Here is a 17,477-nt window from a genome sequence, read left to right as displayed (position 1 = left end):
AAATTTACCTCACAACGCAGTGAATTACTTCTCTTTTGTGGCGCCGACGTAGTATGATTTGAAATCAGCTACGCCGGGGTCTGCCATGATCTTTCGCCAATTGTTCGACAGCGTTTCCGGGACCTACAGCTACCTGTTGGCCAGCCGCGCCGGCGGCGAGGCGCTGATCCTCGATCCCGTGCTGGAGAAGGTCGACCGCTACTGTCAATTGCTGCGCGAGCTCGACCTCAAGCTGGTCAAGGCGGTCGACACTCACCTGCATGCCGACCACGTCACCGGGCTCGGCGAGCTGCGCGACCGCACCCACTGCATGACCATCATGGGCGACCAGAGCAAAGCCGACGTCGTGGCAATGCGGGTCTCCGACGGCGACAAGGTGACGATCGAGGGCATGTCGCTCGACGTGATGTACACGCCTGGCCACACCGACGATTCCTACTCTTATCTCATGGGCGACCGCGTCTTCACCGGCGACACGCTGCTGATCCGCGGCACCGGCCGCACCGACTTCCAGAACGGCTCTTCGCGCGCCCAATACGACTCGATCTTCAATCGCCTGCTCAAGCTGCCGGAGGAGACGCTGGTGTTCCCCGCGCATGACTACAAGGGCGACACCGTCTCCACCATCGGCGAGGAGAAGCGCTACAATCCCCGCCTTCAGGTGCGCTCGGTCGACGAATATATCGAGCTGATGGCCAACCTGAAGCTGCCCAATCCGAAGATGATGGATGTGGCGGTGCCGGCCAACATGCATGTCGGCCTGCATCAGGAGGAACTAGAGAAGGAAGGCCGCGCGCTGAGCGCTGTCGACGCGATCCGCGCGCTCGGCCGGCCCGATATCCTCCTGGTCGATCTGCGCGAGAGCAATGAGCGCGCCAAGCACGGCATGCTCGAGGGCGCGCTGCATGCGCCCTATCCGTCGATCGAGGAGAGCCTGAAGCCCGGCGGCATGTTGCGCGAGGTGGCCGCTGCCACCGGCCGCCGCGTGCTGTTCTTCTGCGCCTTCGGCGAGCGCTCGGCGATGGCGGTTGCCGCCGCGAAACAGGCCGGGCTCGCCAACACCGCGCATATCGCCGGCGGCATCGACGCCTGGAAGAAGGCGGGTGGGCCGGTGGTACGGGTGTGACCGCATTCGGGCCGTGATGCTTGCGCCTCGCGTTTGAGAGAGGTCAAGAAAATCGGTCCCGATCCGGCTAACATGTATGGCGCATCACTATTCGGAGAAGGTCATGGCCAAGGCCGGCAACAAGACCCCGCCGCCGAAGAAGGCGGAGGACACCCCAAAAAAGCCGCAGCCACCGCGCGACACCGACGACGATGACGAAGACGGCGACATCGCCACCCCCAAACGCGACCGCGACGGCACGGATGACGAGCCACTGTGAGGAGGCGGTGGGCTGCTCGCGTTTGACGGCACGCTAGCGCAACGCTCGCCAATGTCGTCCTGGCGAAAGCCAGGACCCATACCGCGTGATCCCTCAATTGTGATTGGTCGCAGTACCGAGCAACGATCCCCATCAAACTACGCCCTGTGGTAATGGGCACTGGCCTTCGCCAGGACGACTGTGGGATGCATTGTGCCCGCACTACCTGCCATGCGCCGGCATTCATGGACAAATAACCGCTCACGCCGATAGTTTGCGCTCCCACTGAGGGAGTGAAACGGAACTGCGATGGCCGACGTTCTCGCCGCACCGCAACAGGGAAAGACCGACAGCGCGCTGCGTACGCTGACGGGGATCTCGATCGCGCATTGGGTCAGCCATTTCCATCTGCTGGTCCTGCCGATGCTGTTTCCGTTCCTCAAAAGCCAGCTCGGCGTCGGCTATGTCGAGCTCGGCTTTGCGCTGACCGTGTCTGCGGTCGTGTCCGGCCTGACCCAGGCGCCGACCGGCTATCTCGTCGATCATTTTGGGGCGCGAAAGATTCTGCTGATCGGACTCGTGATCGGCGGGCTGTCGCTGGTGCTGCTCGGCCTGCACTTGAGCTACGCCGCGCTGATTACTTGCGCGGTGCTGCTCGGGCTTGCCAACAGCGTCTATCACCCGGCCAACTATGCGATCCTCGCCGAACACATGGACGAGGCGCGGATGGGCCGCGCCTTCTCGGTCCACACCTTTGCCGGCTATTTCGGCGGGGCAGTGGCACCGGCGATCGTTGCCGCGCTCGTCACGGTCTCGGGCGGTTTCGGCGCGCTGATCGCATCAGGCGCGATCGGCGTGCTCTGCGCGCTGCTGCTGGTCGTGATGAACATTCCGGACGCCGGCGCGCACAGGAAGAAGCCGGGAAACGAAGCCGCGCCAAAGCAGGCGGTCATCACGCCGGCGCTGATCATGCTGACCGTGCTGTTCATGCTGCTCAACCTGTCGGTTGCCGGCATCAACAATTTCGGCGTGGTCGCGCTGATGAGCGGCTATGCCGCCTCCTACTCCACCGCCAATGTCGCGCTGACGGCATTTTTGGGGGCAGGCGCCGTCGGCGTGCTCGCGGGCGGCTTCCTCGCGGACCGCACCGAACGCCACGGTCAGCTCGCCGCCGCCTGCTTTGCCGCGAACGCCGCGATCGTGCTGCTGATTGCGCTCGTCGCACTGCCCGGCTTGCTGCTGACGGTTGCGATGACCGTTGCGGGCTTCCTCTCCGGCGTCATCGCACCTTCACGCGACATGCTGGTGCGCAATGCGGCACCTGCGGGCGCTGCAGGGCGCGCCTTCGGCATCGTCTCCACCGGCTTCAATATCGGTGGCATCATCAGCCCGCTGCTGTTCGGCTGGATCATGGACCAGAACGCGCCGCACTGGGTGTTCGGCGCCTCCGTCGTGTTCATGGTGGCTACGGTGTTCTTGTCGCTGCTGACGGAGCGGCGGCCAGAAAGCAGCAAGTAACTGCTCCTACATCCTCAACGTCGTCCTGGCGAAAGCCAGGACCCATAACCATAAGACAAACCAATGGGCACGCTGGTAGTCCCAGCGCGCCTCAACAACTCACATTCGGGGTTATGGGTCCCGGCCTTCGCCGGGACGACAGCTTAGATCTTGGCTTCGACCAACTATGTCGGCGACACCACGCCCTTGAGCGCGCCAGCCTTCGCGGCGGCGCCACGCGTCAACCGCGCCTTTTCCGTGTTCGGCCAGAGCAGCAGCAGGCCGAGCACGCCGGAGCCGACCATGATCACCGCGTTGATGGTGAAGCCGGTCAAGTAGCCGTCGACCATTGAGCCGGCGCGCTGGATCACGCTGCCCATCACGGCCGGGGCGATGATGCCGGCGAGCGTGTAGAGCGCGCCGTAGATCGCGATGACGGCACCGCGCTGCGAAGCAGGAGTGAACTCGCTGAGCATCGGCGGGCAGACGACGTAGATCGCCCCGCACAGGCCCGAGCCGACCACCAGCAGCGCGATCTGCAAGCCCGCACCCTGCACATGCGACATCGCTGCCAGGATCAGACCGCCGAGCACCAGCGGCACCGAGCCGAGAACACCGCGCGCGACGCGCGTGGTCGCGCCGCGCGCCATCATCACCTGCGAGATCCAGCCGGTGAGAATCACGATGGTGGCGCCGAACACCCAGGGCAAGATCGAAATGAAGCCCGCATCTGTTTGCGAGAAGCCAAGCCCCTTGATGATGAAGGACGTGAACCAGGTGAGCCCGAGCGACAGCGCCCAATAGGCGCCGAAGGTCGCGGTGACGCAGCCGATGAAGGTGCGTGAGGTGAGAAGCCGGAGATAGGGTATCTTCGGCTCGGTGGCGGCCAGGAGCTGCGTGTCCTCCAGCGGTCCCTCCTTGCCGAGCGCGAGCCAGGCCGCGACCCAGATCAGGCCGACGACGCCGAGCGCGCCGAAGGCGTAGTGCCAGGAATGATTGACGATCACCCAATTCAGCGCCGGCACTGCGAGGATCACCCCGAAGGCCGACCCCTGCGTCAGGACCGCGGTCGGCAGCGTGCGCTTCGCGTCAGGGAACCATTTGTAGAGGGAGTGCATCGCCACCGAAGCCGCAGGTCCTTCGCCCGCGCCGAGCACGATGCGGCAGATCAGGAGCGTGGTGAAGCTGACGGTGCCGACCATCGGAAACTGCGCCAGCGCCCAGATCACACCGAGCGTCAGCAGCACCCAGCGCGTCGCCACCTTGTTGACGATGAAGCCGACCACGATGGCCGAGATCGAGAACAGGAAGAAGAAGGATGAGCCGAGCAGGCCGAACTGCTCCGGCTCGAGCTTCAGGTCGGTCATGATCGGCACGCCGGCGAGACCCACGACGATCTTGTCGGCGAAGTTCACCACCATGAAGAGAAACAGGAGAAAGGTGACGGTCCAGGCGCCCTTCGGCGTTTCCGTAGCTGTCGTCTTGCCCGCCGCTTTGGGCGTTCCCTGAGCGCTCATATCTCTCCCCGCCTTGTCGCTTTTCGGCACTTTTGAATCGGCCATCTTACGAGCTAACAACGGCTTGAACGGCAACGCAACCCCGGCATTTCCGCATCAACTGTGCTACGCAACATCCCAGTTAATTCCGTGCGGCGCCATTCATCGTGCTGAACATCAAAAACCTCTCCAAAAGCTTCTTCTCGGCCGGCGAGCCGGTCCATGTGTTGCGCGGCGTCGATCTCGACGTGCGCCCCGGCGAGCGCGTCGCGCTGACCGGCGAATCCGGCAGCGGCAAGAGCACACTGCTGCACCTGATCGCAGGGCTGGATGGCGCCGACGGCGGCACGATCATGCTCGAAAGCACCGATGTGACGGCGCTGCCGGATGCAGGACGGGCGGCGCTGCGGCGCGACCGGCTGGGGCTGGTCTTCCAGCAGTTCAACCTGATCCCGAGCCTGTCGGTCGAGGACAACCTTTCGTTTCAGGCGCGGATCGCCGGCCGGCACGATGCCGCCTGGCATGCCGAGCTGGTCGAGCGCCTCGGGCTCGGCAAGCTGTTGAGGCGTTACCCCGAGCAACTCTCGGGCGGCCAGCAGCAGCGGGTCGCGATTGGCCGGGCGCTCGCGATCAAGCCGTCACTTCTGCTCGCGGACGAGCCGACCGGCAATCTCGACGAGGCGACCGCCGACGACGTGCTGGCCCTGACGCGCGATCTCGTGGCGCGCACCGGCTGCGGCTTTCTGATGGTGACGCACAGCCTGCATCTGGCCGGCACGCTCGACCGCCACGTCACGCTGCATGCAGGGCGGATCACATGAGGCGCGCGCTGTGGATCCTGGCCGTGCTGCTCAGCCATTGGCGGCGGCATCCGATGCAGCTCGCGACGCTCCTGATCGGCCTGATCGCGGCGACGGCGCTGTGGAGCGGCGTGCAGGCGATCAACCAGCAGGCGCGCAACGCCTATGACCGCGCAGCGGCGACGTTCGGCGGCGTGCGCACGGCGATGCTGGTTGCGCCCGATGCCGCGACGTTCTCGCAGGACCTGTTCGTCGCGCTCAGCCGCGCCGGCTGGCCGGTCTCGCCCGTCGTGGAGGGCCGCGTCCAGATCAACGGGCGCTCGTTCCGCCTGCTCGGCATCGAGCCGGTGACGCTGCCGGCCGAGGTCGGCAACGCGCCGCGGCTCGGTGCGTCGGACTTGCGCGCCTTCGTCGCTCCACCCGGCCAGACGCTGGTCGCGCCGGAGACGCTCGCCGATCTCGACGCGACGGAGGGCGCGGCACCGCTGATCAGCAGCGGCGCAAAGCTGCCGCCGCTGCATGCGCAGCCGCAGCTCGTGCCCGACGTGCTGGTGGTCGATATCGGCGTCGCGCAGCGGCTGCTTGGCAAGCAGGGCCAGCTCTCGCGGCTCCTGATCGGCAAGGCCAAGGGCAAACCTGCGCCGCTGGCGAGCGTCGTCGGCGACCGCTTGCAGCTGATAGAGCCGAGCGCGGAGACCGAGCTCGAACGCCTCACCGACAGCTTTCATCTCAACCTCACCGCCTTTGGCCTGCTGTCGTTCTTCGTCGGGCTCTTCATCGTCAATTCGGCCGTCGGCCTTGCCTTCGAGCAGCGGCTGCCGATGCTGCGCACGCTGCGGGCCTGCGGCGCCTCGGCGCGGATGCTCAACAGCGTGCTGGTGATCGAGCTGGTGGTGCTGGCGCTCGCCGCGGGGCTCGTCGGGCTCGTCTGCGGCTATGTCATCGCGGCGGCGCTGCTGCCGGATGTCGCGGCCTCGCTGCGCGGGCTCTATGGCGCGCAGATTCCGGGGCAGCTTACGCTGCGCGGCGAATGGTGGCTCGCCGGCATCGGCATCAGCATCATCGGCGCGCTGATCGCGGCCGCGACCAGTCTGGTCAAGGCGATGCGGCTGCCACTGCTGGCCACCGCGCAGCCGCAGGCCTGGCAACAAGCGCAGCGGCGCTGGCTGATCCTGCAAGGCGCGGCGGCGCTCGCCGTGTTCGCGGTCGCGCTGCTGCTGTTGCGCTATGGCGATTCGCTGATCGCAGGTTTTGGCGTGCTCGCCGCGCTGATGCTGGGCGCGGCGCTGATCCTCCCAGCGCTGCTCGAGGTCATCCTCCTGATGGGCCAGCGCCGGGCGCGCGGGCCGCTCGCGCTGTGGTTCTGGGCCGACAGCCGGCAGCAGCTCTCCGGGCTCTCGCTGGCGCTGATGGCGCTGCTGCTCGCACTCGCCGTCAATGTCGGCGTCTCCACCATGGTGGAAACCTTCAGCCGCACATTCGTCGGCTGGCTGAACGGACGGCTCGCCGCCGACGTCTATATCAGCGCACCCGACAATGCGAAGGCGGTTGCGATCCGGACCTGGCTGCGCGAGCGCGGCGAGGTGCAGGCGATCCTGAGCGGCGGGCGCGCGGAGACGCAACTCGAAGGACAGCCGGTGGAGCTGTTCGGCCTGCCCGATCACGCGCTCTATCGCGAGCGCTGGCCGCTTCTGGAAGCCGCGCCGCGCGCCTGGGCGCAGCTCGTGCCTGGAAATGCCGCCTTCGTCAGCGAGCAATTGAGCCGGCGGTTGAACCTGCGCGTCGGCGACGTCATCGAGATCCCCGCGCCGGGTGGCAGCTGGGTGCTCGACATCGCCGGCATCTATGCCGATTACGGCAATCCCAAGGGACAGCTCGCCGTGAACGTTGCGGCGCTGATCCGGCGCTTTCCGCAGACGCCGCAGACGCGAATCGGACTCATCGTTTCCCGAGACAAGATTCCCGGCCTGATCACGGCGTTGCAGAAGCAATTTGCCCTCGACGACCGCAGTGTCGCCGACCAGGCAACGGTGAAGGCCGAATCGATCCGCATCTTCAACCGCACCTTTGCGGTGACCGGCGCGCTGAACGCCTTCACTCTCGGCGTCGCCGGGATCGCGCTGCTGACCAGCCTGCTGACGCTCGCGAATTCCCGTCTGCCTCAGCTCGCGCCGCTCTGGGCGATCGGCCTCACACGGTCCCGCCTTGCGGCGATCGAACTGACCAAGACGCTGGCGGTTGCGCTATTCACGGCGCTGCTCGCGTTGCCGCTGGGACTCACCGTGGCCTGGTGCCTGGTCGCGATCGTCAACGTGAAGGCGTTCGGCTGGCGCTTGCCGTTCCACGTATTTCCGCTGCAATTGGTGGAACTCGTGGCGGTGGCGCTGCTCGCCTCGCTGCTGGCGGCATTGCTGCCGATGGCGCGGCTCGCGCGGATGCAGCCGGCGACTTTGGTGAAGGTGTTCGCCAATGAGCGCTGACAGACTATCGCGCCGCGCATTTGCCGCTGGCCTTGCCGCGCTGACGCTGTCGCGCCGCGCGGCGGCGCAAGGTTACGCGGGCCTCGGTGAGACCGCGGACGGCTTTGCGCCGGTTGCGCCCGGAAAAGTGTTTTCGTTCCCCGCCGACCACGGCCCGCATCCGGACTTCCGCATCGAGTGGTGGTACCTCACGGCCAATCTGATCGATGCCAGCGGCGCGGCTTGCGGCCTGCAATGGACGCTGTTTCGCCAAGCCGCTGAGGCCGGCCCGCAGCGCGAGGGCTGGGCCAATCAGCAGCTCTGGATGGGACATGCCGCGGTGACCCGCGCTGACACCCACCGCTTCAACGAGATGTTCGCCCGCGGCGGCGTCGGGCAGGCAGGCGTGGACGCAAAGCCGTTCGCGGCCTGGATCAACGACTGGGAGATGAAGAGCGTTGAGGGCACCGATGATCGCATGCTGTCGCCGCTGACGCTGAAGGCGTCGGGCCCCGATTTCAGTTATGCGCTGACGCTTCAGGCCGATCGTCCGGTGGTGCTGCAAGGCGACGACGGCTTCAGCCGCAAGTCCGAGCGCGGCCAGGCGTCGTATTATTACAGCCAGCCGTTTTTTCGCGCGCGCGGCAGCCTCATCATCGACGACAAGCCGATCGACGTGTCGGGCCAGGCGTGGATGGACCGTGAATGGAGCAGCCAGCCGCTCAGCCCCGACCAGACCGGCTGGGACTGGCTGTCGCTGCATCTCTCATCGGGCGACAAGCTGATGCTGTACCGGCTGCGGCAGAAGGACGGCAAGGATGATCCGTTCGGCAACTGGATCTCGCCCGACGGCCGCACGCAGCAGATCTTTGCCGCCGACATCCAGATGATGCCGAAGGGATGGGCCGTGGTCGCGGGGCGCAAGCTGCCGGTGGAATGGCAGATCGCGATCCCCTCGCGTTCGCTGGCGATCACCTGCAAGCCGCTGAACCCCGCTGCCTGGATGGGCACCGGCTTTTCCTATTGGGAAGGCCCGATCAGCTTCTCCGGCAGCCATGACGGCGTTGGCTATCTCGAGCTGACGGGCTATTGAGCGTCCGTCGACTTCAAGGGGACCCCAGCGATGTATCATCTCACCGCGCTCGTCACGCTGCTGGCCGTAGCGTTCTGCTTCTTCACAGGCATCAACGTCGCGAAGTCACGCGCGAAGACCGGCGTCAAGGTGCCGGCGATGTCGGGCCATCCCGACTTCGAGCGCGCCTTCCGCATCCAGATGAACACGCTGGAATGGATGCCGATCTTCCTGCCGTCGCTCTGGCTGTTCGCGATCTACATCAGTGACGCCATCGCGGCCGCAATCGGCGCGGTCTGGATCATCGGCCGCATCGTCTATTTTCTCGGCTATTCCAAGGAAGCCGCCAAGCGCGGCCCCGGCTTCGCCATCCAGGCCTTTGCCAGCATCGCGCTGTGGATCGGCGCGTTGGTCGCGGTGGTCTGGCGGGTGGTGCATTGAGGTGCAATAGCGGCCACGATCACCACCGTCGTCCCGGACAAGCGCAGCGAAGCGGAGCGCAGATCCGGCAACTGTTATATTGCTGGCTCTAGTCTATAGGACTTCCTATCACGCATCATGGCGTTGATGACCGTCAGCAGCTTCCTGGCGACGGCGATGAGAGCGAGCTTGGCTGGCTTTCCGGCCTGTCGTAGTCGTGTGTAGAAGGTTTTGAAGGGGGCGGCTCTGCGAACCGCGTTGAGAGCGGCCATGTAGAGGGCATCGCGGACGCGTTTTCGGCCGCCGCCGATCTTGCGCTTGCCGCGGTAGGCGCCGCTGTCGACGTTGAAGGGAGCCAGGCCGGCGAGCGCCGCCACCTGCTTCGGTCCAACCCGCCCGAGTTCCGGCATCTGCGCGATGAGCTGCATGCAGGCCACGGGACCGATACCGGGCAGTGATCGCATCAACTGTGCATCATCCGAGATCTCCGGCTCGGCCTTGATCAGTGCGCGGATGTCGGTCTCGATCTCCTCGATCTCGCCGTCGAGGACCTCGACAAAGCGACTGATGCGTTCGGCCATGGCGCGGTCATCGGCTTCGCTGCGGCGATTCTTCTCTTGGACGCGCATCAAGACCAGCTGATCCCGCCGTTTTGCCAACCTTGCCAGAGCGCTACGGGCCGGGGTGGCGACTTGCTCGGTGGCGGGCTTCATGGCGCGCGCAAAGGCTGCCAGCATCCGCGCATCGATCGGGTCGGTCTTGGCGAGCTGGCCGCTGGCACGGGCAAAGTCACGGGCACGGGCCGGATTGATCCGGGCAAAGCGGACGCCAGCCTGACGTAGTGCCTCGCGAAGCTCGAGGTCATAGACACCCGTGGCCTCGAAGACGACCAGCGCATCGCATCGCCAACGCGCCACCAGCTGTGTGATGGCCTGTGTCGCGTTGACGATGCGTTCCGATACACCGATGGCCTCATCGAAAATATCGAGATGATGTTTGGAGACGTCGATTCCGACGTAACGAGGGGGTATGATCACGGTGCCTGTCCCTGTGATGCGAGGTCTGTTAGCGCAGCCTCGTGCAACTGTTCAGGTTGATAGATGGAACGGGCGGGAGACCGGGCCGGATCACGGCGTCAAGCGCCAAGGACCCAACGGCTTCCCGCCCACCTCATCATGACAGACTTCCAAGACACAGGGACCCATAACCACAGGGAGTATTTTGGCGAAGACTCGTGGTTATCAGCCCGCGCAACAACTTCTCCCTGGGGCTATGGGTCCCGGCCTTCGCCGGGACGACATCGGAATTGTGGCGCGCGCCTTGCCGTCACTTCGTCAGCGGGCAGCCGCTTTCCTTGGCGGTGAAGAAGGCCTTGTCGCCGGGGACGGTGGCGAGCAGCTTGTAGTAGTCGAAGGGCCGCTTCGATTCCGACGGCTTCTTGACCTCGAACAGATACATGTCGTGGACCATGCGGCCGTTCTCGAGAACCTTGCCTTGCGCGAAGGCGTCGTCGACCGGGAGCTCCTTCAGCTTCTTGGCGACCGCGTCCGGATCCTTGGTGCCGGCGGCCTTGACCGCCTTCAGATAGCTCAGCGTCGCCGAATAGGTGCCGGCGTGGATCATGCTCGGCATCCGCCCGGTGCGCTTGAAGAAGCGTTCACCGAGAGCGCGCGTCTTGTCGTTGAGATCCCAGTAATAGCCCTCGGTGAGCACGAGGCCTTGCGCGGCCTGGAGGCCAAGGCCGTTCACCTCCGCAAGCGTCATCAGGAGGCCGGCGAGCTTCTGGCCGCCGGTGACGATGCCGAACTCGGCGGCCTGCTTGATCGAGTTGGTGGTGTCGAGGCCGGCGTTGGCAAGGCCGACGATCTTGGCCTTGGAGCTCTGCGCCTGCAGCAGGAAGGAGGAGAAGTCCGACGAGTTGAGGGGCACGCGGACCGAGCCGACCACCTTGCCGCCATTGGCGGTGACGATCTCGCTGGTGTCCTTTTCCAGCGCATAGCCGAAGGCATAGTCGGCGGTGAGGAAGAACCAGGTGTCGCCGCCGGCCTTGGTCAGCGCGCCGCCGGTGCCGACCGCGAGCGCACGGGTGTCATAGGCCCAGTGGAAGCCATAGGGCTGGCAGGCGTCACCCGTGAGGCGCGATGTCGCGGCACCGACGACGATGTCGATCTTCTTCTTTTCCTTGGAGAGCTCGTGGATCGCGAGCGCGACCGAGGAGGTCGTCAGCTCCGTGATCATGTCGACGTTCTCGACGTCGTACCAGCGCCGCGCGATCGCGGCGGCGAGGTCCGGCTTGTTCTGGTGATCGGCGGTGACGAGCTCGATCTTGTGGCCCAGCACCTCGCCGCCAAAATCCTCGATCGCCATTTTTGCGGCTTCGACCGACCATTTGCCGCCGTAATCGGCGTAGACGCCGGACTGGTCGTTGAGGATGCCGATCTTGACGCCTTGCGCGGAGCAAGGTGCCGCCAGCAACACGGACACAGCGGCGGCGGCCAAAAGTGCTGATTTCATATTTTAACTCCCAGCAGTTTTCTGTTTTGAAATCGCGCGGATACTAGTGAAGAACCCCGGCAATGCCCATCCATTTCGCCTCAGCCGTTAGTATGGGCGTGCTTCCCCAAACTCACCTCGTCGTCCCGGACAAGCGAAGCGCAGATCCGGGACCCATGACCACAGGGAGGAGTTTGGCGAAGACTCGTGGTTACCTGCCTCGCGCCACAACTTCTCCCTTGGGGGTATGGGTCCCGGCCTTCGCCGGGACGACACGGAGAGTGTTGAGACGCGGGTGGCCACAATGACCAATCAAGCCGCCGCCTTCTTCCCGCGCCCATCCGCGAGGTTGCGCACGATCATGTAGAAGATCGGCGTGAAGACGAGGCCGAACAGCGTGACGCCGAGCATGCCGAAGAACACGGCGACGCCGACGGCCTGGCGCATCTCCGAGCCGGAGCCGGTCGAGACCACCAGCGGCAGCACACCGAGGATGAAGGCAAAGGACGTCATGAGGATCGGCCGCAGGCGCAGGCGGCACGCCTCGATCACGGCTTCCAGCCGCGGCTTGCCCTCGAGCTCGATGTCGCGGGCGAACTCCACGATCAGAATGGCGTTCTTGGCCGCAAGCCCCACCAGCACGACGAATCCGATTTGCGTCAGGATGTTGACGTCCTGCCCCATGATGCGCACACCGATGGTGGCAGCCAGCAGGCACATCGGCACGATCAGGATCACCGCGAACGGCAGCGACCAGCTGCCGTACTGCGCGGCGAGCACGAGATAGACGAACAGTACGCAGATCGGGAACACGTAAAGGCCGGCATTGCCGCCGGTGACCTGCTGGTAGGACAGGTCCGTCCATTCGAAGGAGAAGCCGCTCGGCAAGGTCTCGTCCGCGAGCTTCTTGATGGCGTTGAGCGCGGTGGTCGAGCTGGTGCCCGGCGCCGGCTCGCCCTGCAATTCGGACGCCGCGTAGAGATTATAGCGCGCGACGCGGTCGGGGCCCGAGACGTCCTTGAAATCGACGACGCTGCCGAGCATCACCATGTCGCCGGCAGCGTTGCGCGTGCGCAGTCGCGAAAGGTCGCCGCGCTCCTTGCGGAACGGCAGGTCGGCTTGCGCGGTGACGTGATAGGTACGGCCGAACAGGTTGAAGTCGTTGACATAGGTCGATCCGAAATAGGTCTGGATCGTGTCGTTGATGCTCGCGATGGGAACGCCGAGCTTCTGCGCCTTGGTGCGGTCGATGTCGACGAAGAGCTGCGGCGTGTTCGCGGTGAAGGGCGAGAACACCGAAGTGAGCTCCGGCGTCTTGCGTGCCGCCGCTACCAGCTCGTCGGTCGCTGACGCCAGCAATTCCGGCCCGCGGCCCTGGCGGTCCTGGATACGGATGGTGAAGCCACCACCTGTACCGATGCCGGGCACGGCCGGCGGCGGAATGACGATGATGAAGGCGCCCTCGATGACCGACAGGCGCTTGCGCAGCTCGGCCGTGATGACGTTCGCGGACAAGCCCTTCTTCAGACGCACCTCCGGCTCGTCGAACACCGGAAACAGCGCCGCAGCGTTGCCGGCCTGTGTGCGCGTGGCGCCGGAGAAGCCAGCAAAGGCGGCGACGCGGATGATGCCCGGCGTACCGAGCGCAATGCGCTCGATTTCGCGGACGACCTCGGTGGTGCGCGCCAGCGACGCCGCCCCCGGCAGTTGCACGGAGACGATGACATAGCCGCGATCCTGCGCCGGAATGAACCCCTGCGGCGTGGTCGCGATCAGCCAGCCGGCGCTGCCGATCAGCGCCACATAGATCAGCAGCATCGCCACCGAATGCCGGATCACGAAATTGGCAACGCCGGCATAACCATGCGACAACCGGTCGAACACGCGGTTGAAGACGCCGGTGAAGGCGTCCCAGCCGCGCGCGATGAAATTCCAGCGCGCCGGCGGCCGCTTCTCTTCGTGCGGCACCAGAATCTGCGAGGCCAGCGCCGGCGACAGCGTCAGCGAGCAGAAGCAGGAGATCGCGGTCGCGACCGCGATGGTGACGGCGAATTGCTGGAAGAACTGGCCTGAGATGCCGCCCAGGAACGCCGTCGGCACGAACACCGCGCACAGAACCAGCGCGATCGAGACCAGCGCGCCGCCGACCTCCTCCATGGTCTTCAGCGCAGCATCGCGCCGGCTCATGCCATGCTCGAGATGGCGCTCGACGTTCTCGACCACGACGATGGCGTCGTCGACGACGATGCCGACGGCGAGCACGAGGCCGAACAGCGTGAGATTGTTGATGGAGAATCCGAGCGCCGCCATCACTGCGAAGGTGCCGACCAGCGAGACCGGGATCGCGATGATCGGAATGATCGCGGGCCGCCAGCCCTGCAGGAAGACCAGCACCACGATGACCACGAGCAGCATGGCCTCGTAGATGGTCTTGATCAACTCATGGACGGATTGCGCGATGAACTCGGTCGGGTTGTAGCCGATGTTGTAGTCGAGGCCCTTCGGGAAGCTCGCCTTGAGCTTCACCATGGTGTCGGAAATGTTCTTGGCCGTCGCAAGCGCGTTCGATCCGGGACGCTGGGTGACCAGCATCGCGACCGCCGACTTGCGCAACAGGAAGCTGTTGGTGGTGTAGGACAGCGCGCCGAGCTCGATGCGGGCGACGTCGCGCAGGCGCACCGTGCGGCCGTCGGAGCCGGCTTTGATCAGGATGTCCTCGAACTGCCTCTGGTCTTTCAGGCGCCCCGTGAAGGTGAGATTCGGCTGGAAGGCGCGGTCCGCGATCGGCGGCTCGGCGATCTGGCCGCCCGCGATCTGCACGTTCTGCGACCGGATCGCGGCGAGCACTTCGGTCGAGGTCAACCCGAGATTGGCAATGCGGTCGGGATCGAGCCACAAGCGCATCGAATAGTCGCGCGCGCCAAAGATCTGGATGTCGCCGACGCCGTCGAGCCGCAGGAGCTGGTCACGGACCTGGAGCAGCGCGTAGTTGGAGATGTAGAGCTGGTCGAACGTGTCGTCGGGGGACAGCATGAACACGACCATCAGGATGTCGGGCGAGTTCTTGCGCGTGGTGACACCGTTGCGCTGCACCTCTTCAGGCAGACGCGGCTGCGCAATCGCGACGCGGTTCTGCACCAGCACCTGGGCCTTGTCGAGATCGGTGCCGAGCTTGAAGGTGACGGTGATGGTGAGCTGGCCGTTCGAGGTCGCCTGGCTGTAGAGATACAGCATGTCCTCGACGCCGTTGATCTCCTGCTCGATGGGAGCGGCGACCGTGTCGGACACGGTCTGCGCGGAAGCGCCCGGATATTGCGTCGTGACGACGACGGTGGGCGGCACCACTTGCGGATATTCGGACACCGGCAGCGTGGTGTAGGCGAGTGCGCCGACGATCAGCAGCACGATCGACAGCACCATCGCCAGGATGGGCTGGTTGATGGAGAGGCGGCCGAGATTCATGACTTGCCACCGGCCGGCGCTTGCGCCTGATGCGGGTTGACCTTGGCGCCGACGCGGGCACGCTGGATGCCATCGACGATGACGCGGTCATCAGCCTTGAGCCCTTCGCGGATCACGCGCAGCCCCTCATCGAGCGGACCGAGCGTCACGGGGCGCGCCTCGACGGTATCATCAGGCTTGACCACGAAGACGATCTTGCGGGACTGGTCGGTCGCGACCGCGACGTCCGGAATCAGCAGCGCCTCGTAGGGCGCGCTGCCGATCAGCCGCACACGGCCGAACTGCCCGGGCAGGATCGAGAGATCGGTGTTCTTGATGACGGCACGGCTGCGCAGCGTGCCGGTGGAGACATCGAGGCGGTTGTCGAGGAAGTCGATGGTACCGTCATGCGACGGCTTGGTCTCGCCGGCCAGCGTCACCTGCACCGGGTTCGGCGTATCGCGCGAGCTCGGGCGCTTGCCCTCGAACCAGAGCTTGCTGTTCTTGATGTAGGTCGCCTCGTCCATGTCGAAATAGATGTAGATCGGATCGAGCGATACGATCGACGTCAGCAAAGTCGAGGTGCCGGTGTCGCTGCCCTGGACGAGATTGCCGGGGCTGACGAGATGACGGCTGATGCGGCCGGTGAGCGGCGCCGCCACATGGGTGAACTCGATATTGAGCTTGGCGGCCTTCAGCGCGCCTTCAGCCTGCATCTCGGCGGCATGCGCGGCCTGCAAGGCCTGGCGGCGCTGGTCGACGACCTGTTCGGAGACCGCATTGGTCTGCACGAGGTTCAGGCCGCGATCGAGCTCGCGCTTGGCAAGCTCCACCTTGGCGCGCGCATCCGAGAGCTGACCATCCGCCTGTTCGGCGACTGCCTCGAACGGACGCGAGTCGATCACATACAGGAGATCGCCGGCGTGAACGATCGCGCCGTCCTGGAATTCGACCGAGGTGACGAAGCCGCCGACCCGCGGGCGCACCTGCACCTCCTCCACCGCCTCGAAGCGGCCGGTGAACTCCTCCCAATCGGTGACGGTGCGCTTGACCGGCTGAGCGACTGTGACGGAGGGCGCCGACGGAGCTGCGGCCTGCGAGGCCGGCTTGTCGCAGCCGGCGAGGAGCCCGGTAACCGTCAGCGCCAGAACCGTGAAGAAGGGACGGGGCACGGATTGCCGTCGGACCGGATGCTGCCTCGAGTTCGGCTCGCTCATGTCTTGCCCCCTTCCTTGGTGGCTGCGGCGGAAAACAGGGTACTCGCTTACCCGCAGGCGGCACAAGATGGGTTTCAATGATGAACTCTTCAAGACGGAAGCCGGCGCAAACTTGGACCGTCCGCCTAGCCGGATGGCGGGTTGCGCGGAGATAGTCGGTCGTGCAGCCGGCGATTAGCCGGCTGGACGCGATAAGACTTATTCGCGGAGCTCATGAATGCGGGGCGTTTTTCGTCTCTCCCCGTTTGCTCAACGGCACGTGGGCAAAGGCGCGCTCTTGCGCCGCGCCCACCATCTCTCCAGACTCCAGCTGAAGCGGTGGGCACGCTTCCGCCTTCGCTCTTCGAGCTACGGCGGACAAGTCGCTTTGCCCTCCCTACAAAATCCTCGGCTAGCTTGCTTCCGCAAGCTTCACCGTCTCGCCACTGCGATAGATCGCAAGATCGCGCGAGCCGACGAAGATGGCGCGCGGCTTCAAGCCGTAGAAGCGGCGGATCGAATGGCTGAAATGTGTGCTGTCGGGATAGCCGATGTCCTGCGCGAGATGGGCGAGGTTGAGATCCTGGTTGGCGAAATGAAGGAGATATCGCGCGCGCTTCCAAGCACGGAAAGAGCGGAAGGAGATGCCGGTCTCTTCCTTGAACAGGTGCAGGAAGCGCGAAGCCGAGAGGCCCGCTTCCGCCGCGCAGGTATCAGCCGTCACCGGCTCGCCGGAGAAACGCTCGATGCGCGCGATCGCCCGCATCACACGCGGGTCGAGCACGCGGCGCGGCAGCGCCTCGCCAAAGCACATCTCGTCGAACTCGGCGGTGGTGACGTCGCCATAGCGGCGCTGGCGCAGCAACGCGTAGGCGGCGAGGATTTTTCGCGCATAGACCGCCTTATCGGGTCCGGTCAGGCGCTGTCGCAGTGCTTCGATCACGCCGTCCGGCACGCTCTCGGGCTCGAGGGTCACGCTAATGACAGTGCGATAGTCGCTCGCGATGGTGTGCCGCTGGTTCGGCAGGGTCACGACGAGAACGTCGGTGGCGTGGACGTCGTCGATGGTCAGATGCAGGCTGCCCTTCACCGCGACATAGACGTGGCAGCAACCGGCGGTCCGCCGGCGCGGACGGCCGAGTAGCCCCGCATAGAACACGCGCTCCGGCGTGATCAGCATCAAATGGTCGGATTCGCGACCGCTGTCTTCCATTGTCAGGCCTTCCATCGGCGGTCCTC

Annotated in this window: 13 protein-coding genes; 7 read left to right on the top strand and 6 right to left on the bottom strand. The window is 65.2% G+C overall.

What is annotated here, in order from left to right; all coding sequences use genetic code 11:
* Positions 1-85: 85 nt before the first annotated feature.
* From NLM33_RS31920 to NLM33_RS31910, 3 genes are all read left to right on the top strand, one after another.
* Positions 86-1,126, top strand: coding sequence for an MBL fold metallo-hydrolase (locus tag NLM33_RS31920; RefSeq protein ID WP_254102161.1), 1,041 nt, complete (start codon positions 86-88; stop codon positions 1,124-1,126).
* Positions 1,127-1,229: 103 nt separating this feature from the next.
* The gene (locus NLM33_RS31915) at positions 1,230-1,385 is read left to right on the top strand and encodes a hypothetical protein (protein WP_254102160.1); all 156 of its coding nucleotides are present in this window, start codon (positions 1,230-1,232) and stop codon (positions 1,383-1,385) included.
* 288 nt (positions 1,386-1,673) lie between these two features.
* Positions 1,674-2,882 (top strand): MFS transporter, encoded by a 1,209-nt coding sequence (locus tag NLM33_RS31910; protein ID WP_254102159.1) that lies wholly within the window; start codon positions 1,674-1,676, stop codon positions 2,880-2,882.
* Between the two features lie 164 nt (positions 2,883-3,046).
* On the opposite strand, the gene NLM33_RS31905 is transcribed toward NLM33_RS31910, so the two are convergent.
* Complete coding sequence (locus NLM33_RS31905; RefSeq protein WP_254102158.1) at positions 3,047-4,378, bottom strand: MFS transporter; 1,332 nt, start codon at positions 4,376-4,378, stop codon at positions 3,047-3,049.
* Between the two features lie 146 nt (positions 4,379-4,524).
* Between NLM33_RS31905 and NLM33_RS31900 the strand changes: the two genes are divergently transcribed.
* The 4 genes from NLM33_RS31900 to NLM33_RS31885 are packed head-to-tail and all read left to right on the top strand — an operon-like array spanning position 4,525 to position 9,129.
* Positions 4,525-5,178, top strand: a complete 654-nt coding sequence (locus NLM33_RS31900; protein ID WP_254102157.1) for an ABC transporter ATP-binding protein — start codon at positions 4,525-4,527, stop codon at positions 5,176-5,178.
* Positions 5,175-7,637 (top strand): ABC transporter permease, encoded by a 2,463-nt coding sequence (locus tag NLM33_RS31895; RefSeq protein WP_254102155.1) that lies wholly within the window; start codon positions 5,175-5,177, stop codon positions 7,635-7,637. The genes NLM33_RS31900 and NLM33_RS31895 overlap by 4 nt, the downstream gene beginning before the upstream one ends.
* Positions 7,627-8,709, top strand: a complete 1,083-nt coding sequence (locus NLM33_RS31890; protein WP_254102154.1) for a lipocalin-like domain-containing protein — start codon at positions 7,627-7,629, stop codon at positions 8,707-8,709. The genes NLM33_RS31895 and NLM33_RS31890 overlap by 11 nt, the downstream gene beginning before the upstream one ends.
* A 30-nt stretch (positions 8,710-8,739) precedes the next feature.
* Positions 8,740-9,129: an MAPEG family protein gene (locus tag NLM33_RS31885; protein WP_254102153.1), complete on the top strand. Its 390-nt coding sequence runs from the start codon at positions 8,740-8,742 to the stop codon at positions 9,127-9,129.
* Between the two features lie 74 nt (positions 9,130-9,203).
* Here the strand turns inward: NLM33_RS31885 and NLM33_RS31880 are convergent, their stop codons facing one another.
* From NLM33_RS31880 to NLM33_RS31860, 5 genes are all read right to left on the bottom strand, one after another.
* Positions 9,204-10,145: a transposase gene (locus NLM33_RS31880; RefSeq protein WP_254102152.1), complete on the bottom strand. Its 942-nt coding sequence runs from the start codon at positions 10,143-10,145 to the stop codon at positions 9,204-9,206.
* Between the two features lie 289 nt (positions 10,146-10,434).
* Positions 10,435-11,622, bottom strand: coding sequence for an ABC transporter substrate-binding protein (locus tag NLM33_RS31875; protein ID WP_254102150.1), 1,188 nt, complete (start codon positions 11,620-11,622; stop codon positions 10,435-10,437).
* 291 nt (positions 11,623-11,913) lie between these two features.
* Entirely contained in the window at positions 11,914-15,063 is a 3,150-nt protein-coding gene (locus NLM33_RS31870; RefSeq protein ID WP_254102148.1) for an efflux RND transporter permease subunit, read from the bottom strand.
* Positions 15,060-16,259: an efflux RND transporter periplasmic adaptor subunit gene (locus tag NLM33_RS31865; RefSeq protein WP_254102146.1), complete on the bottom strand. Its 1,200-nt coding sequence runs from the start codon at positions 16,257-16,259 to the stop codon at positions 15,060-15,062. The genes NLM33_RS31870 and NLM33_RS31865 overlap by 4 nt, the downstream gene beginning before the upstream one ends.
* A gap of 391 nt (positions 16,260-16,650) precedes the next feature.
* Positions 16,651-17,451 (bottom strand): AraC family transcriptional regulator, encoded by an 801-nt coding sequence (locus tag NLM33_RS31860; protein ID WP_254106004.1) that lies wholly within the window; start codon positions 17,449-17,451, stop codon positions 16,651-16,653.
* Between the last annotated feature and the right edge of the window lie 26 nt (positions 17,452-17,477).

Source organism: Bradyrhizobium sp. CCGUVB1N3, from assembly GCF_024199925.1.
Classification (GTDB): Bacteria; Pseudomonadota; Alphaproteobacteria; order Rhizobiales; family Xanthobacteraceae; genus Bradyrhizobium.
Note: the sequence above shows the minus strand (reverse complement) of the source record. Positions and strands in the feature narration are given on the sequence as shown.

Coding starts and splice junctions, on each gene's coding strand:
- NLM33_RS31920 (WP_254102161.1), top strand. CDS start 86: ATGATCTTTCGCCAATTGTTCGACAGCGTTTCCGGGACCTACAGCTAC.
- NLM33_RS31915 (WP_254102160.1), top strand. CDS start 1,230: ATGGCCAAGGCCGGCAACAAGACCCCGCCGCCGAAGAAGGCGGAGGAC.
- NLM33_RS31910 (WP_254102159.1), top strand. CDS start 1,674: ATGGCCGACGTTCTCGCCGCACCGCAACAGGGAAAGACCGACAGCGCG.
- NLM33_RS31905 (WP_254102158.1), bottom strand. CDS start 4,378: ATGAGCGCTCAGGGAACGCCCAAAGCGGCGGGCAAGACGACAGCTACG.
- NLM33_RS31895 (WP_254102155.1), top strand. CDS start 5,175: ATGAGGCGCGCGCTGTGGATCCTGGCCGTGCTGCTCAGCCATTGGCGG.
- NLM33_RS31890 (WP_254102154.1), top strand. CDS start 7,627: ATGAGCGCTGACAGACTATCGCGCCGCGCATTTGCCGCTGGCCTTGCC.
- NLM33_RS31885 (WP_254102153.1), top strand. CDS start 8,740: ATGTATCATCTCACCGCGCTCGTCACGCTGCTGGCCGTAGCGTTCTGC.
- NLM33_RS31875 (WP_254102150.1), bottom strand. CDS start 11,622: ATGAAATCAGCACTTTTGGCCGCCGCCGCTGTGTCCGTGTTGCTGGCG.
- NLM33_RS31870 (WP_254102148.1), bottom strand. CDS start 15,063: ATGAATCTCGGCCGCCTCTCCATCAACCAGCCCATCCTGGCGATGGTG.
- NLM33_RS31865 (WP_254102146.1), bottom strand. CDS start 16,259: ATGAGCGAGCCGAACTCGAGGCAGCATCCGGTCCGACGGCAATCCGTG.
- NLM33_RS31860 (WP_254106004.1), bottom strand. CDS start 17,451: ATGGAAGACAGCGGTCGCGAATCCGACCATTTGATGCTGATCACGCCG.